Raw genomic sequence first — 14,531 nt, forward strand, 5'->3', positions numbered from 1 at the left:
TGCACAGGCGCTGGGACAGCGCCGCCGGGCCGGACGGGAGTGTCACACGTGTTGAGCCCGGTGCTCGTCCCAAGCCTCGTCGAGACGACCAATCACGTCGAGCCCAAGCAGGCCTTCGAATTCTGGCGCTGCACGGCCCTGGCCGCTTTCGGCGACATCGGCCGGCGGCATCCCCGGGAGCGCTTCGCGGCCAAACGCCTGACCGTGGCGTCGGCCGGCTGGTCGCTGACCCATACGGTCAGCAGCCCGGTGGAGCTGGAGTTCCGGTCCCGGCACGTCGACCGGAACGCCCGCGCGATGGTGGTGATCGGCCTCGGGCTCGACGGCATCGGCTATCACGAGCAGCACGGCCGCGGCGCCCAACTGAACCCCGGTGATATCAGCTTCCTGTCGCGGAACCGGCCCTTCGTGGCCGGCACCCAGAGCGCCTACGGCGAGATCCGGCTCGCCGTGCCGCGCGAGGTCTTCGAAGCCTGGGTCGGCGATGCGGACGCCTTCGCGGGCCGCAGCCTCAACCCGCACCCGGCCGGGGTGGCGTTCCGGACGCGCCTGTGCACCGTGGCCGCCTCCATCGCCTGGATGTCCGAGGGCGAGGCACAGACCGCGATCGAGGGCGTGCTGCACCTTCTCGGCCACCTCGTCGACGGCACGGCCCGGCGCACGAAGCCCGCGGAGGTTTCGCAGGCGGCGGTGGTCTCGCTCGCCCGCGCCCATATCGCGCGCCGGATGCACGATCCCGACCTGACCCCGCAGGACATCCAGAGGGCGCTGGGCCTGTCCCGGACGAGCCTGTACCGCGCCTTCGCGGAGACCGGCGGCATCGCGACGGCGATCCGCGACGCGCGCCTCGACCTCGCGCGCCGACGGCTGGAAGCCGCCCGCGACGGCAAGGTGCGGATCGCCTCGATCGCCTATGCGTGCGGGTTCACCGACGTGCCGACCTTCAACCGCGGGTTCCGCAAGCGCTTCGGCCTGGCACCGGGCGACCTCCGGCCCGCGCAGCCTCAGGCGAACCGCGTCAGCCCGCGGCAGCCAGATCCGCCGCGCCCCTGACCTGGGCGGGGAAATCGAACACCGCGTCCGCATGGGCGATCGTCGCCGGGCGATGGGCCACGATGACCCGCGTCATGCGCAGGTCCCGCAGAGCCTCGGCGATCACCGCCTCGGTGGCCTCGTCGAGATGGCTCGTAGCCTCGTCGAGGAACAGGATCTCGGGCCGCCGGTAGAGGGCGCGCGCCAGCACGATGCGCTGCTTCTGGCCTCCCGACAGGGTCGAGCCCATGTCGCCGACGAGGCTCTCGAAGCCCATCGGCATGCGGCGGATGTCGTCCAGGATCGCGGCCCGGGCCGCACATTCGGCGATCCAGCCGGCATCCGGATGCTCGTCAAAGGCAGCGATGTTCTCGGCGATGGAGCCCGCGAACAGGCCGTCGTTCTGCATCACGCCGGCGATCCGGCGGCGGTAGGATCCGGCGGCGGTGCGGATGTCCTGGCCGTCGGCGGCGACGATCCCCTCGGTCGGGGGCGTCAGCCCCATCATCACCTTCATGAGCGAGGTCTTGCCGCATCCCGAGGGACCGGTGATCGCGAAGCAGGCGCCGGCCCGGACCGACAGCGAGACCCCGCGGAAGATCCAGGGCTCGTCCGCGCCGTAGCGCAGCGCCAGGCCTACGCCGGCGAGCGCCCCGACCTTCAGGGCGACGACCGGCGCCGCGGGCGGCGCGGCGGCGGCGAGATCCTGCTCCTCGGGCTCGCACAGCACGATGTCGGCGAGCCGGTCGGTCTGCACGTCGAGCATGCGCAGCTTGAACCACGCGTCGATCAGGCTGCCGATCCGCGTGGCGAACTGGTCGCGATAGGCCAGGAACGCCACCAGCATGCCGAGCGACAGCGACCCGCCGATCACGGCGCGGGCGCCCAACACCAGCAGGATCAGGCGGTCGAGGCCGAACAGGAACTCGTTCGCACGGCCGAACACGAGGTCGAGGCGCTGCAGCCGCAGCCGGGCGTTCAGGGCCGTGACGAAGTGGTTCATCCAGGCGCCGCCGCGCCGCTCGCGCAGGTCGAGGAGCTTGACGCTCGCCATGCCGCGGACCGTCTCGATGAAGTGCGTCTGCTGGCGGGCCTCGGCCACGAGGGCCTCCTCGCTGCCCTCGCGATAGGCGCCGTAGGCGAAGACCCGGAGGATCGCGTTGAGTGCCGTCGAGGCCAGAACCACCGCGACCAGCCAGCCGCCATAGACCATCAGCATGGCCAGCATCCCGATCGCCATGAGGCCGTCGAGGACGGCCTGGACGAGGTCGGTCGTCAGGCCCTTCTGGATGGTGGCCAGGGAGCCGAACCGGGAGATCACGTCGCCGACATGGCGCTTCTCGAAATAGTCGAGGGGCAGCCGCGACAGGTGGTCGAACAGGCCGGCCGACCATTGGTAGTTCAGCCGGGTCCCGGCCAGCATGATCGCCCAGGTCCGGGCGATGCTGAGGCCCAGCTGGAGCAGCAGCAGCAATCCGAGGCCGATCGCCACCACGAGGAGCAGGTCGTGGTCGGCATTCACGATCACCTCGTCGATCACGACCTGCGAGGCGATGGGCATCAGCAGGGCGACGAGTTCGATCCCCAGGGAGAGGGCCAGCACCTGGGCCAGGGCGGCGCGGATGCCGGCCATGTTGCGGAACAGGTCGCGCAGCCGCAGGCCCGGGTTGGCCCGCTCGCGCTTGAAGCCCGGGTTCGGCACCGCCTCCAGGGCGACACCGGTGAATTCCCGCGAGGCCTCCGCGAGGCTGATCCGGCGCCGGCCGCGGCCCGGATCGTTGATGACGAGGCCGCCGCGCTCGACACGGGTCAGCACCACGAAGTGGTTGAGGCCCCAGTGCAGGATGCAGGGGAGCCGGAGCCGGGGCAGATCCGTGAGCTCGACCCGCAGGGCGCGGGCGGTCAGGCCCTGGGCGCCGCAGAGGTCGATCAGGTTGCGCAGGGTCATGCCCTTGAGCGACAGGGGATGGCGCCGGCGCAGCGTGGCGAGGTCAAGCTGGCGGCCGTGATAGGCCAAGACCATGGCGAGGCAGGCCATGCCGCATTCGGCGGCCTCGGCCTGCAGGACGACCGGCACCCGGCGGCGAAGCCCGAAGTCCAGCCGGGCGGCACGGGATGGCGCCGTCACGGGGCCGCCTTCCGGACCGGCAGGGCGTCGAGGCCGCCGCGCGTGACGAGGGCGAGGCTTTCCCGGACATGCGCGACGGGATCGAGCAGCCAGCGGTAGAGCGACCGCTTCTCCAGGGCGATATCGGCCTCGACCCGCATGCCCGCCTCGAGGCTGCGCCGCTCGCCATAGGCCAGCACGGTGTCGGAATCGGGCCGGACGACGATGCGGTACAGGTCGGTCCCCTCCCCCCGGGCGGAGGCGCGTCGCGCGAAATCCGGGGCGTCATCGCTGCCCAGCGGCGCCCGCGTGACCTCGGTGACGACGCCGCGATGCAAGCCGAAGCGCTGGAACGGGAAGGCGGCGTAGCGCAGCATCACCGGCGCGCCGGCCTCGGCGAAGCCGATGGCCGACGAATCGACGAACAGGTTGGCCTGGAGGCGCCCCGCGCTCGGCAGCAGGGTCAGGAGCGTCGCCCCGGCCGCCACGGTCTGGCCGACCTGCGCGCGGATCGACGTCAGGGTCCCGGCCTCCGGTGCCCGGACCTCGATGGCGCGGCGCGCCTCGCTCTCGGCCTTCTGCTGCGCCAGCTGGGCGGCGGTCCGGTCGAGGTCGGCGAGGTCGCGGGCCAGCCGGTCGTCGTAGGCGGCGAGCTGGGATTTCGTGTCGGCGAGCTTGCCGTCGACCTGGAGGCGGCTCTGCTGGAACTGCGCGAGCTGCGCGCTCGCCTGCATGTAGAGGTAGTTCTGGCTCTGGAGATCGGCGGCGCGGGCGAAGCCGCGCGCCACGGCGTCGGCGAGCTCCTCGACCCGCGACCGGAGCGGCGGCACCAGCTTCTCCTGCAGGTCGATCTGCTTGGCGAGCTGGGCGGATTGCTCGCTCAGATTTGCCACCTGCTCCCGGAGGGCCTGGCGCTCCGTCCAAGCCAGATCGGCCCGGGCGGCCCGCTGCCGCTCCACGCTCTGCCGCTGGCGCTCCAGCTCGGCGATCACCCGTTCCTGCGTAGGCCCGCTCGCCGACACGGCGTCGAGGTCGATCGTGTACAGGAGCTGCCCGCGGGCGACCTTGTCGCCCTCGCGCACCCCCGTCGAGCCGACGCGGCCGGCGACCGGGCTGGCGAGACTGATCAGACCGATATCGGGCGCGAGCAGGCCGACGGCGTGGATGCGGCGGGTATAGGTGCCCTGCCAGGCATAGAGGCCGACGGCCGCCACCATGGCCACGCAGGACAGGGCCACGATGCGGATCGGCAAGGGCTGGATGATCTGCGCCTCGCCCAGCCACGCATTGCGTCGTGCCTCTATAACTTCCAGTCGAAAGAGCGGACTTGGCACCCGGCTAAAGCAACCTTCCCAGAACGAGACCACATCTTCGAGGATAGCGCGCCTCGACGTCATCCGGCTTGTTCGGTCGCATCGTACGAGTGCTGTGTCAACACTGCACGGGAATGCGAATTTTGTATTCCCGATGCCGCGTCAGATCGTCGCAATTTTCTACAAAAATTCAACGATCTCAATTGCTTGAACGAAATGAGGGTCCGGCTTGTTTTGCGACGCAAAACAAGGTCAATTTTTGCGCGCTCTCGTGCTGCAGCGCAAAGATCGCGTCTTCGCGATGCTGTCGAGAGGCACGCGGCCCCAGCGAAGACGGCGCTCGATGCGAAAGCGCCTGGAGCGCGCCCTGGGAAAGGCAAGCCCGGTCAGTTTTTGCGCATTCGCCGAATTCGAGAGAACTCGATACGTATCGGGAGCCAGATACCGATTGACACGAAGCACATCTCTGTAATCCTAAAGGCAGGCGCCGACGTCCAAGGCGCCTCGACGCTGCGATCAGACAATAGATCGAGCAGAATAAACTTCTTCTTGAATCTCAATCAGGAGAACGATCATGCAGGACAGCATCGATACCGTCCGCGAGCTGAGCGCCACCGAGCTTGACCAGGTGGGCGGCGGCCTCGGGGTCGGCCTCACCGTCGGCCTGGGGGTCGACGCAAGCCAGGAACTCGGTGCGGTCTCGGGGGTCGTCGGCCAAGCGGGCAGCCTCGTGAGCGGCTTGGTGGGCAGCGTGCTCGGCGCGGTTGGCGGCCTCGTAGGCGGCGTGACCGGCGCCCTTCGCTGACGGAGGAGAATCGGGAGGGCGGCCGCGAGGCCGCCCTCCTCAGGCGCCCGAGGGCGACGAAGCCGGAACCGACTGGCCCGCATGGACAGCACGCCCGAGACCATCACGTACGCCACCAGCGGCAGTTCCGGACATCTCTCCGGCCGTCCCGAGCTGACCTGCTGCGCGCCGGGCGACCGCGGTCTCCCGGAGATCACCTTCATCGATTTCCGCTTCGCCACCGGGGGCTGGAGCACGCATGCGGTCTCCGGTCTCGAAGTCGCGGCCAGCACGCAGCCCGCGGGGGCGCATCACGAGGTCGATTACGAGATCGCGGCGCGGTTGAGCGACCGCGAGGGCCTGCTGGTCCGGCGCCCCGGTCTGCACGGCACGACCCGGTGGGTCGGCCCGTATACCGGCCGGGTCCTGTCCTTCTCGGCGGCGGCCGTCGAGCGGCTCGCGGAAGCGCCGATCGGGAAGATCGCGTTTGCGACCGACGGGCGCGACCTCCGCGCCTGCCGGAGCACCTGTCACATCCTCAGCGCGCTGAGCTACGCGCATCGGGACGATCCTTCGCCAGACCCGCTTTTGATCGAGAGCCTCCATCTGGCGGTCCTGCGCTCGGTCATCGCGGTCCGCATGGCGGGCCGGTCGGCCGGACCCGATCTGTCGGCATCGCAGGCCGGGCGCGCCTGCGCGTATATCCGGGAGCACCTGGACCGGGAGATCACCGTGTCGGCCCTGGCCGGGATCGTCGGGCTCAGCGAGGGCTACTTCATCCGGGCCTTCCGCCAGAGCACCGGGGTGACGCCGTACCAGTACATCATGCGCGAGCGCGTCGGCCGGGCCGAGGCCCTGATCCGTTCCGGCGCGGGGTCCATGGCGGAGGTCGCCGCGCGGTCGGGCTTCACGAGCGCCGGCGCCATGAGCCGGACGTTCCGGAAGCTGGTCGGGCGCTCGCCGACCGGGCGCACGGCCGGCCGGCGCGCCTGAGCGCCTAGCCGGCGGCCCGCCCCGTCGCCCCGCGAAACAGGTCCTCCATCTCGCGCCGGACGCGGATCGCCTCCTGGTCGGCCTCGTACGCGACGTCGCTCCAGCGCACGGCCCGGCCGGCGGGCACGTCGGTCTTGAGGACCATGTTGTGGGCGAGCCCGATCGGCAGGGCGTCCTGCGCCAGGGCCTCCGCCGCCGGCATCAGCTTGCCGTAGACGGTGAACCCGCCCTCGCCGTCGAGCCGCTCGCCGGCCCGCAGGGCGCGCTTGGCGGTGGCGGCGACGTCGCCGCGCCAGTCGCCGGTGGCACCCGTGGCCTCGCCGCGGACCGCGATGGAGGCCACCGAGATCCCGAGTTCCAGCCCGATCAGGTGATAGGGCTTGTAGGTGGCGGCGAACCGGCCGCTGGCGTCGGTCTTGAGGCCATACTGGGCGAAGCAGTCGCGCACGTAGGGGCTCGGCGCCTCGAACACCGCGTAGACGCCCCAGCGCAGGTCCCGGAACACCGGCCGCCCGTCCCGCTCGACGGACGAGACCACCTCGACGGTGCCGCGCTCGGTGAGGAGGCCGCCATCCGCCACGGGCTTCAGGATGCTCGGCAGGTCGTCGACGCCGCAGGGCGGGAAGGCGAGGCCGTCGCGCGGGGGGGTGAGCCCGCAGGCATTGGCCACCGCGGCCATCTCCAGGGCCGACTTGGTGCCGTCGAGGAAGGAGTTGAACATCTGCGGGTTGAAGTCGCCGCCCGCGACCTGGCTCTCGCTGAAGCCGTAATGGCCCCAGACCGTGTCGGGCGTGGAGGCGTGGTAGGCCGGCAGGTACTTGGTGCCCTTGCCGGCGCAGATCACCTCCAGCCCGATCGTGCGCGCCCAGTCGACCAGCTCGGCGATCAGCGCCGGCTGGTCGCCCGAGGCCATGGAGTAGATCACACCGGCCTCGGCCGCCTTGCGCGCCAGCAGCGGCCCGGCCAGCACGTCGGCCTCGACGTTGACCATCACGATGTGCTTGGCCGCCGCGAAGGCCCGCAGCGCGTGGCGGATTCCGGCGGCCGGGCTGCCGGTGGCGTCGATGACGATATCCACGAACGGGCTCGCGATCATTGCGTCGGCATCCTCGGTGACGAGGGTCGTGCCGGCCCGGGCAGCCTCCTCCATTCCGCGCGCCGCGAACCGGGCCTCCTCCCAGCCGACCCGCCGCAGCGACGCGCGCGCCCGGTCAGGCGACAGATCGGCCACGGCGATCAGGTGGATCCCGGGCGTGCGTGGCGCCTGCGAGAGGTACATCGCGCCGAACTTGCCGGCCCCGATCAGGCCGACCCGGACGGGCCGGCCCTCGTCGGCGCGCCGCTGCAGCTTGGCGAAGAGGGACATGGGGCGTTCTCCCTGGGGGCGCACGGTCGGGCTCGGGTCCCGCCGCGTTTGCCGCGTTGTTTGGACCCGCACCTAGCGCGGCTCCCGATCCCGTTGAGACCCGCCGCATGACAAGACTGGCACAACCGTTTCGACCGGGGGGACGCGCGCCGGACCCTGCGCCGCCCGTGTCTCCGGGTTCCGGGCTCGCCTCCGGCGCCCCGGACCGACGGCGTGAGGCGCCCGCCTGTCGCCGAAGCGATCCGGCCGACGACGATCACCGCGCCAATGTCTTTCCGCGCCAACATCTTTCCGCGTCAGGCCGGAACCGCCCGGCTCTCCATCTCCACGTCGAGCAGCCAGCGGCGGAAGGCCCGGATCTTCTCCAGGGCCCCGTCGCGCTCGCGGTAGCAGATGAAGTGCAGGTCCCGGGACAGGCTCTCGAACCGCCCGCCGCCGAGGCGCACCAACTGCCCGGCGGCGAGTTCGTCCCGGGCGAACCGCAGGGTCTCCAGCGCCACGCCGAGCCCCTGGACGGCCGCCGAGATCACCAGCGAACCCCGGTCGAAGGCCGCGCCCGATGCCCCGGTCGGGACGGGCAGGCCGTTATGGGCGAACCAGTCCGGCCAGCGGATGGGGCTGAAGGACGAGTCCAGCCGTATGAAGGCCCCGGCCGACCCCGCGGCCCGGGCAACCTCCGGCGTGCACAGGGCGGCGATCTCCTCCGGCCCCAGGGACTCGACGGTCAGGCCGGGCCCGCGCGGCGGCCGGCCGTAGGCGATCAGGATGTCGATCTCCTCGTGCCGGGCGAGATCCACCGGGTCGGCGCTGGTGGAAAGGCGGATGGCGATGCCGGGATGCGTCTCCACGAAGGCGGGGAGCCGCGGCCCCAGCCACTTCGCCGCGAAGCTCGGCGTGCAGTGGACGGCCAGCGACGAGGGCGGCGGCGGGCTCAGCTCGGCACAGACCGCCTCGATGGCGTCGAAGGCGCTGGAGAGCCCCGCGAGCAGGCGCTGGCCGTCGGCGGTGAGCGTCGCCTGACGGTTCGCCCGCCGGAACAGGGCCCGTCCGAACCAGCGCTCCAGGGCGCGGATCTGGTGACTCACCGCCGAGGGCGTGAGGTGCAGCTCCTCGCTCGCCCGCGCGAAGCTGCCGAGGCGCGCGGCCGCCTCGAAGGCCCGCAGGGCGGGGAAGCTCGGGATCCGGCGCATGGGATAATCCGTGAATTGAATTCACGAAAAGCGTGAAAAATCGTCGTTTGTCAACGATTGGACGCAGCACGATAGTGCCGGCCGCGCCGCGCAGACGGTGGCGAAACGATAAAGTCTAGGGAGACATCGGAATGGCACAGGGGGTCATGACCCTCGTCGAGCCCAGTATCGACGAGACGACGCGGGTCTACCGCAAGGTTACGTGGCGCCTCGTGCCGTTCCTGTTCGCCTGCTACGTCGCGGCCTATCTCGACCGCGTCAATGTCGGTTTCGCCAAGCTGCAGATGCTGAGCGACCTGCAGTTCAGCGAGACCGTCTACGGCCTCGGCGCCGGGATCTTCTTTCTCGGCTACTTCCTGTTCGAGGTGCCGAGCAACATGATCCTCCACAAGGTCGGCGCCCGGATCTGGATCGCCCGGGTCATGCTGAGCTGGGCCGTCATCTCGGCGGCCATGATGTTCGTGACCTCGCCGACCTGGTTCTACGTCCTGCGCTTCCTGCTGGGCCTCGCCGAGGCGGGCCTGTTCCCGGGCGTGATCCTGTACCTGACCTACTGGTACCCGTCCGAGCGCCGCGGCGGCATCATCGCCATGTTCATGACCGGCATCCCGATCGCCGGCCTGATCGGCGGACCGGTTTCCGGCTGGATCATGAACGCGTTTGCCGGCACGGGCGGCCTCGCGGGCTGGCAGTGGCTGTTCCTGATCGAGGCGCTTCCGTCCGTCGTGCTGGGCTTCTGCGTCCTCGCCTATCTCGACGACGGCATCCAGAAGGCCAAGTGGCTGAGCGCCGACGAGAAGGCGCTGCTCGCCCACAACGTCGCCGCCGACGGCGCCTCCGTGACCGCGCACCGGTTCCGGGACGGCTTCACCAGCGGCTGGGTCTGGCTGCTCTGCGGGATCTACTTCTTCTTCATCATGGGCCTCTACGGCGTCGGCTTCTGGCTGCCGACCCTGATCAAGGGCGCGGGCGTCTCCGACCCGCTGCAGATCGGCCTCCTGACCATGCTGCCCTACGGCGCCGCCGCCGTGGCGATGATCACGGTCGGGCGCCTGTCCGACGCGGCCCGGGAGCGGCGCTGGCACATCACGGTGCCGGGCCTCGTCGGGGTGGCGGGCTGGCTGGTCAGCATCCGGTTCAGCACGGACCTCGTGATCGCCGAGGCGGCGCTCACCGTGGCGACGATCGGCGTGCTGGTGACGCTCGCCCAGTTCTGGTGCCTGCCGACCGCCATCCTGGCGGGGGCGGCCGCCGCCACCGGCATCGCGGTGATCAACTCGGTCGGCAACCTCGCGGGTTTCGTGAGCCCCTACCTGATCGGCTGGATCATCGACACCACCAAGTCCACGAGCCTCGGCGTCTACACCCTCGCCGCGTGCCTCGCCCTGGGCAGCCTCCTGGCGCTGACGGTGCCCAAGCGCCTCGTCAACCGCTGACGCCCTCCCCTCACCCGACGAAAGGATACGCCATGCTCGACGATCATTCCCACGACGCGCCCGTCGCCCTCGACCTGCCGGACGACGATGCCGGCCGCAAGCGGACCTCGATCTACCAGCCGGAGCAGGCCGGCCTGATCTTCCCGGAGATCCCGGAATTCGCCAACCACGCCGAGGCGCGCGAGTACCGCAAGAAGCACCTCGTGGCCGCCTGCCGCGCCTTCGCGATGCACGGCTTCGACTACGGCTTCGCCGGGCACCTGACGATCCGCGACCCGGAGCGTCCGGAGCTCTACTGGACCAACCCGATGTGCGTGCACTTCTCGCAGGTGCGGATGTCCAACCTGATCCTGGCCGACCACAAGGGCCGGGTGGTCGAGGGGCGCCACGCCATCAACCGGGCGGGCTTCGTCCTCCACGCCGCCGTGCACGACGAGTACCCCGAGGTCATGGCGATGTGCCACGCGCACACCACCTACGGCACCGCGTGGTGCGCCACCGGTCGGCCCCTCGACATGATCAGCCAGGACGCGGCGGCCTTCTACAACAGCCACGCGGTGATCGGCGCCTCGGCGGGCGCCGTGGCGGTGGAGAAGGAGAGCGGCCTCTCGGTCGCCCAGCAGATCGGCCGCAACCGCGGCGTGCTGCACCAGAACCACGGCCTGCTGACCTGCTCGCACCACAGCATCGACGACGCGGCCTTCTGGTTCATCGCCCTGGAGCGGGCCTGCAAGCAGCAGCTCCTCGTCGAGGCCTCCGGCATCAAGCCGCAGCTCCTCTCGGAGAAGACCGCCCGCTACAGCCGCGAGCATGTCGGCAGCGACTATATCGGCTGGCTGCACTTCCAGACGCTGTACAACCACATCGCCGAGACCCAGCCCGACATGTTCGCCTGAGGCCGGCCGGGCGCCGCCCCCGCGCGGACGGCGCCGCGACGCCCATCAGGGCCGGCCGCAAGGCCGGCCCTGCCGCTATGGGCCGGTATGGGCCGGCGCCCGGACGGCGCCGTCCGGATGGAGCGGGGAGCCGGTCCGTCCTGCCCATCAGCGGTACAAGATTGATTCATCCGTCGGCGGCCGCCACCCTGCACAGGTCATGTGAGGGCCGCGACCATGCGCAAGCGACACACCGACGAGGACGCCCTGCGGTCGATCTTCGCGGAGGCGCTGGCAGCCCTGGCGCTGCCGCCCGATGCCGGAGACCGGCTGACGGTCACCGGCACGGAGAGCCTGCCGTCCTGCTTCCCCGTCACGGAGCTGGCGACGGCGGCGATCGGTGCCGCCGGCCTCGCCGTCTCCGAACTTCTGGGCCTGTTCGGAGATGCGCCCGCCGTGACGGTGGACCGGCATCTCGCCTCGGCGTGGTTCGGCCCGTCGGTGCGGCCGCGCGGATGGACGATGCCGGCCGCCTGGGACCCGATCGCCGGCGACTACCGGGCGGCGGACGGCTGGATCCGGCTGCACACCAACTCGCCCCACCATCGCGCCGCCGCCCTCTCGGTGCTCGACTGTCCGGGCGACCGGCAGGCGGTTGCGGCCGCCGTGGCCCGGGAGACGGCCGAGCCCCTGGAATCGGCGATCCTGCGCGCGGGGGGCTGCGCCGCGGCGATGCGCAGCCTGGAGGCGTGGCAGCGACTGGACCAGGGCCGGGCGGTCCGGGCCGAGCCCCTCGTGGCGGTCACGGAGGCGCCCGGCCACGACTCCGGACGGTGGCGCCCGGACCCGGCCCGTCCCCTCGCGGGGATCCGGGTCCTCGACCTGACCCGCATCCTGGCGGGGCCTGTGGCCACGCGCTTCCTGGCCGGGCTGGGCGCCGACGTCCTGCGAATCGACCCGCCCGGCTGGGATGAGCCGTCCCTGGCGCCCGACGTCACCCTGGGCAAGGTCTGCACCCGGCTCGACCTCCATCGGGCCGCCGACCGACAGCGGTTCGAGGGGCTGCTCTCGGAGGCGGACATCCTCGTGCATGGATACCGCCCGGATGCCCTGGAGCGGCTCGGCTACGGGGAGAAGCATCGCCGGGCGCTCAATCCGAACCTGATCGACGTCACGCTCTGCGCCTATGGCTGGACCGGGCCCTGGGCCGGCCGGCGCGGCTTCGACAGCCTCGTCCAGATGTCGGCCGGCATCGCGGCGGCCGGACAGCGCTGGAAACAGGCCGACCGGCCGGTGCCGCTGCCCGTCCAGGCGCTCGACCACGCCACCGGCTATCTGATGGCGGCGGCGTCCATACGGGGCCTGATCGCCCGGTTGCGGGAGGGGCGCGCCGTCACCGCGAGGCTCTCCCTGGCCCGCACGGCGTTTCTGCTCACCGACCATGCCGGCGGCGCACCGGGGCCCGCCTTCAGCGGAGATCAGGACCGGGACTTCTTACCAAAGATCGAACACACGGCGTGGGGACCCGCCCTCAGGCTGTACGCGCCCGCGCGGATCGGCGGCGTTCCCCTGCGATGGGATAGGCCCGCCCGAGATCTCGGATCTACGGAGGCTGCACTGGTTTCCAATTTCGATAGCGCGCAATTTTCCAGCCCGAACAGCAGCCGCGCTATAAATTGATCAATCCATCTAATATTTTTGCACCGGCGACATTACGCGACCCTTGACATCGATCCGCGTCGTCTGGCAATCGGCACGTACGATATGCATGACACTATGTTAATATATACAACAATTTGCAAAAATGAAACGATAAATTCCTAAAAACCTCGATTTAGCAACAGTCCATCAAGCAACAGGGAATATTAATACGATTTACCTCAAAGCACATCCGTTTCGCCGACCCAGACTTGCTCTGTGCCATACGGTTCGACACCGAGAAGGATGACGATGCCCGCGTCTGCCCCGGACCATCCTGTCCTGCGCGAAATCCCGATCGGCATCTCCGCCACGGGGACACGCCGCGAGACGGATTCGATGGGGGCGATCGACGTTCCGGCGGACCGCTACTGGGGGGCGCAGACGCAGCGCTCGCTCCAGCATTTCTCGATCGGCAACGATCGCATGCCCAAGCGGGTCTATCACGCCTACGGCTACGTCAAGAAGGCCGCGGCCCTGGTCAACGCCGCGGCCGGACGCCTGGAGGACTGGCGGGCGCAGGCCATCGTCCGGGCCGCCGACGAGACGATCGCGGGAAAGCTCGACGCGCATTATCCGCTCTACGTCTGGCAGACCGGCTCCGGCACCCAGTCCAACATGAACGTCAACGAGGTGCTGTCGAACCGCGCGATCCAGCTCCTCGGCGGTGAACTCGGCTCCAAGAGCCCGGTCCACCCGAACGACCACGTCAACATGGGCCAGTCGTCGAACGACACCTTCCCGACCGCGATGCACATCGCGACGGTGCTGGAACTCGACGAGGTGCTCCTCCCGCAGGCGCACGCCCTTGCCGACGCGATCGACGCGAAGGCGCAGGCCTGGATGGATGTGGTCAAGACCGGCCGGACTCATCTTCAGGATGCGACGCCGTTGACGGTCGGCCAGGAATGGTCGGGCTACGTGGAGCAGATGCGCGACGCGCTGGCCCTAGTCGCGGCGTCGCGGGCCGGGCTCTACAAGCTCGCGGCCGGCGGCACCGCGGTCGGCACCGGCCTCAACGCCCCGGAGGGCTTCAGCGCGGAGATCGCCGGCCAGATCGCCGCGCTGACCGGCAAGCCGTTCGTCACGGCGCCCAACAAGTTCGCCGCCCAAGGCTCCCTCGACGCCATGGTCGCCGCCATGGCGGCGGTGCGCGGGCTCGCGGTCGCGCTGATGAAGATCGCCAACGACATGCGCTGGCTCGCCTCGGGGCCGCGCTGCGGTCTCGGCGAATTGCTGCTGCCCGCCAACGAGCCGGGCTCCTCGATCATGCCCGGCAAGGTCAACCCGACCCAGTGCGAGGCCATGGTGATGGTCTGCATTCAGGTGATCGGCGAGGACAACGCGGTCGCCTTCGCGGGCGCGCAGGGCAATTTCGAGTTGAACGCGATGCGCCCGATCATCATCAACAACACGCTGCACGCGATCCGCGTGCTGGGCGATGCCTGCGAGAAATTCCGGACCTACTCGGTCGCGGGCACGGAGCTCAACCGGAAGCGGATCGACGAGACCGTGAACCAGTCGCTGATGCTGGTCACGGCCCTGTCGCCGGTGATCGGCTATGACCTCGCCTCCAAAATCGCCCACCGCGCCAACGACGAGGGTACGACGCTGCGCGAGGCCGCCCTGGCCGAGGGCGTTCCGGCCGAGCGCTTCGACGCGGTGTGCGATCCCAAGACCATGACCGGCCACGGGCTGGCCGGCGCCTGAACCCGCCGGGACCATCCGTCGGGCCCT

At 70.2% G+C, this 14,531-nt stretch carries 11 protein-coding genes; 7 read left to right on the forward strand and 4 right to left on the reverse strand.

Features of this window, described 5'->3' with window-relative positions:
- Positions 1-48 precede the first annotated feature (48 nt).
- Entirely contained in the window at positions 49-1,053 is a 1,005-nt protein-coding gene (locus ABIC70_RS02220) for a helix-turn-helix domain-containing protein (RefSeq protein ID WP_354438754.1), read from the forward strand.
- Here the strand turns inward: ABIC70_RS02220 and ABIC70_RS02225 are convergent.
- Together ABIC70_RS02225 and ABIC70_RS02230 are read right to left on the reverse strand one after the other, a co-directional pair.
- The gene (locus tag ABIC70_RS02225) at positions 1,019-3,160 is read right to left on the reverse strand and encodes a peptidase domain-containing ABC transporter (protein ID WP_354438756.1); all 2,142 of its coding nucleotides are present in this window, start codon (positions 3,158-3,160) and stop codon (positions 1,019-1,021) included. The genes ABIC70_RS02220 and ABIC70_RS02225 overlap by 35 nt on opposite strands.
- Complete coding sequence (locus tag ABIC70_RS02230; RefSeq protein ID WP_274927697.1) at positions 3,157-4,473, reverse strand: HlyD family secretion protein; 1,317 nt, start codon at positions 4,471-4,473, stop codon at positions 3,157-3,159. The genes ABIC70_RS02225 and ABIC70_RS02230 overlap by 4 nt, the downstream gene beginning before the upstream one ends.
- Positions 4,474-5,026: 553 nt before the next feature.
- Here ABIC70_RS02230 and ABIC70_RS02235 point away from each other — a divergent pair.
- Positions 5,027-5,257 (forward strand): hypothetical protein, encoded by a 231-nt coding sequence (locus ABIC70_RS02235; RefSeq protein ID WP_043357549.1) that lies wholly within the window; start codon positions 5,027-5,029, stop codon positions 5,255-5,257.
- Between the two features lie 81 nt (positions 5,258-5,338).
- Complete coding sequence (locus tag ABIC70_RS02240) at positions 5,339-6,229, forward strand: AraC family transcriptional regulator (RefSeq protein WP_354438758.1); 891 nt, start codon at positions 5,339-5,341, stop codon at positions 6,227-6,229.
- A gap of 4 nt (positions 6,230-6,233) precedes the next feature.
- Here the strand turns inward: ABIC70_RS02240 and ABIC70_RS02245 are convergent, their stop codons facing one another.
- Both ABIC70_RS02245 and ABIC70_RS02250 read right to left on the reverse strand, forming a co-directional pair.
- Positions 6,234-7,595: an NAD(P)H-dependent oxidoreductase gene (locus ABIC70_RS02245; protein WP_043760044.1), complete on the reverse strand. Its 1,362-nt coding sequence runs from the start codon at positions 7,593-7,595 to the stop codon at positions 6,234-6,236.
- Between the two features lie 296 nt (positions 7,596-7,891).
- Positions 7,892-8,785, reverse strand: a complete 894-nt coding sequence (locus ABIC70_RS02250; protein WP_354438759.1) for a LysR substrate-binding domain-containing protein — start codon at positions 8,783-8,785, stop codon at positions 7,892-7,894.
- Positions 8,786-8,916: 131 nt separating this feature from the next.
- On the opposite strand from ABIC70_RS02250, the gene ABIC70_RS02255 reads away from it, so the two are divergent.
- The 4 genes from ABIC70_RS02255 (at position 8,917) to fumC (ending at position 14,504) form a co-directional block, all read left to right on the forward strand.
- Positions 8,917-10,221, forward strand: a complete 1,305-nt coding sequence (locus ABIC70_RS02255) for an MFS transporter (RefSeq protein WP_053609664.1) — start codon at positions 8,917-8,919, stop codon at positions 10,219-10,221.
- 32 nt (positions 10,222-10,253) lie between these two features.
- Positions 10,254-11,117 carry a class II aldolase/adducin family protein gene (locus tag ABIC70_RS02260; protein ID WP_053609663.1) on the forward strand — a complete coding sequence of 288 codons (864 nt, stop codon included), beginning with the start codon at positions 10,254-10,256 and terminating at the stop codon, positions 11,115-11,117.
- A 216-nt stretch (positions 11,118-11,333) separates the two neighbouring features.
- On the forward strand, positions 11,334-12,776 hold the full coding sequence (locus tag ABIC70_RS02265) for a CoA transferase (protein WP_354438761.1): 1,443 nt from the start codon (positions 11,334-11,336) through the stop codon (positions 12,774-12,776).
- 270 nt (positions 12,777-13,046) lie between these two features.
- On the forward strand, positions 13,047-14,504 hold the full coding sequence (fumC, locus tag ABIC70_RS02270; RefSeq protein ID WP_043389241.1) for a class II fumarate hydratase: 1,458 nt from the start codon (positions 13,047-13,049) through the stop codon (positions 14,502-14,504).
- Positions 14,505-14,531: the final 27 nt, after the last annotated feature.

This window comes from Methylobacterium sp. 1973, from assembly GCF_040545035.1.
In the GTDB taxonomy this organism is placed as follows: domain Bacteria; phylum Pseudomonadota; class Alphaproteobacteria; order Rhizobiales; family Beijerinckiaceae; genus Methylobacterium; species Methylobacterium fujisawaense.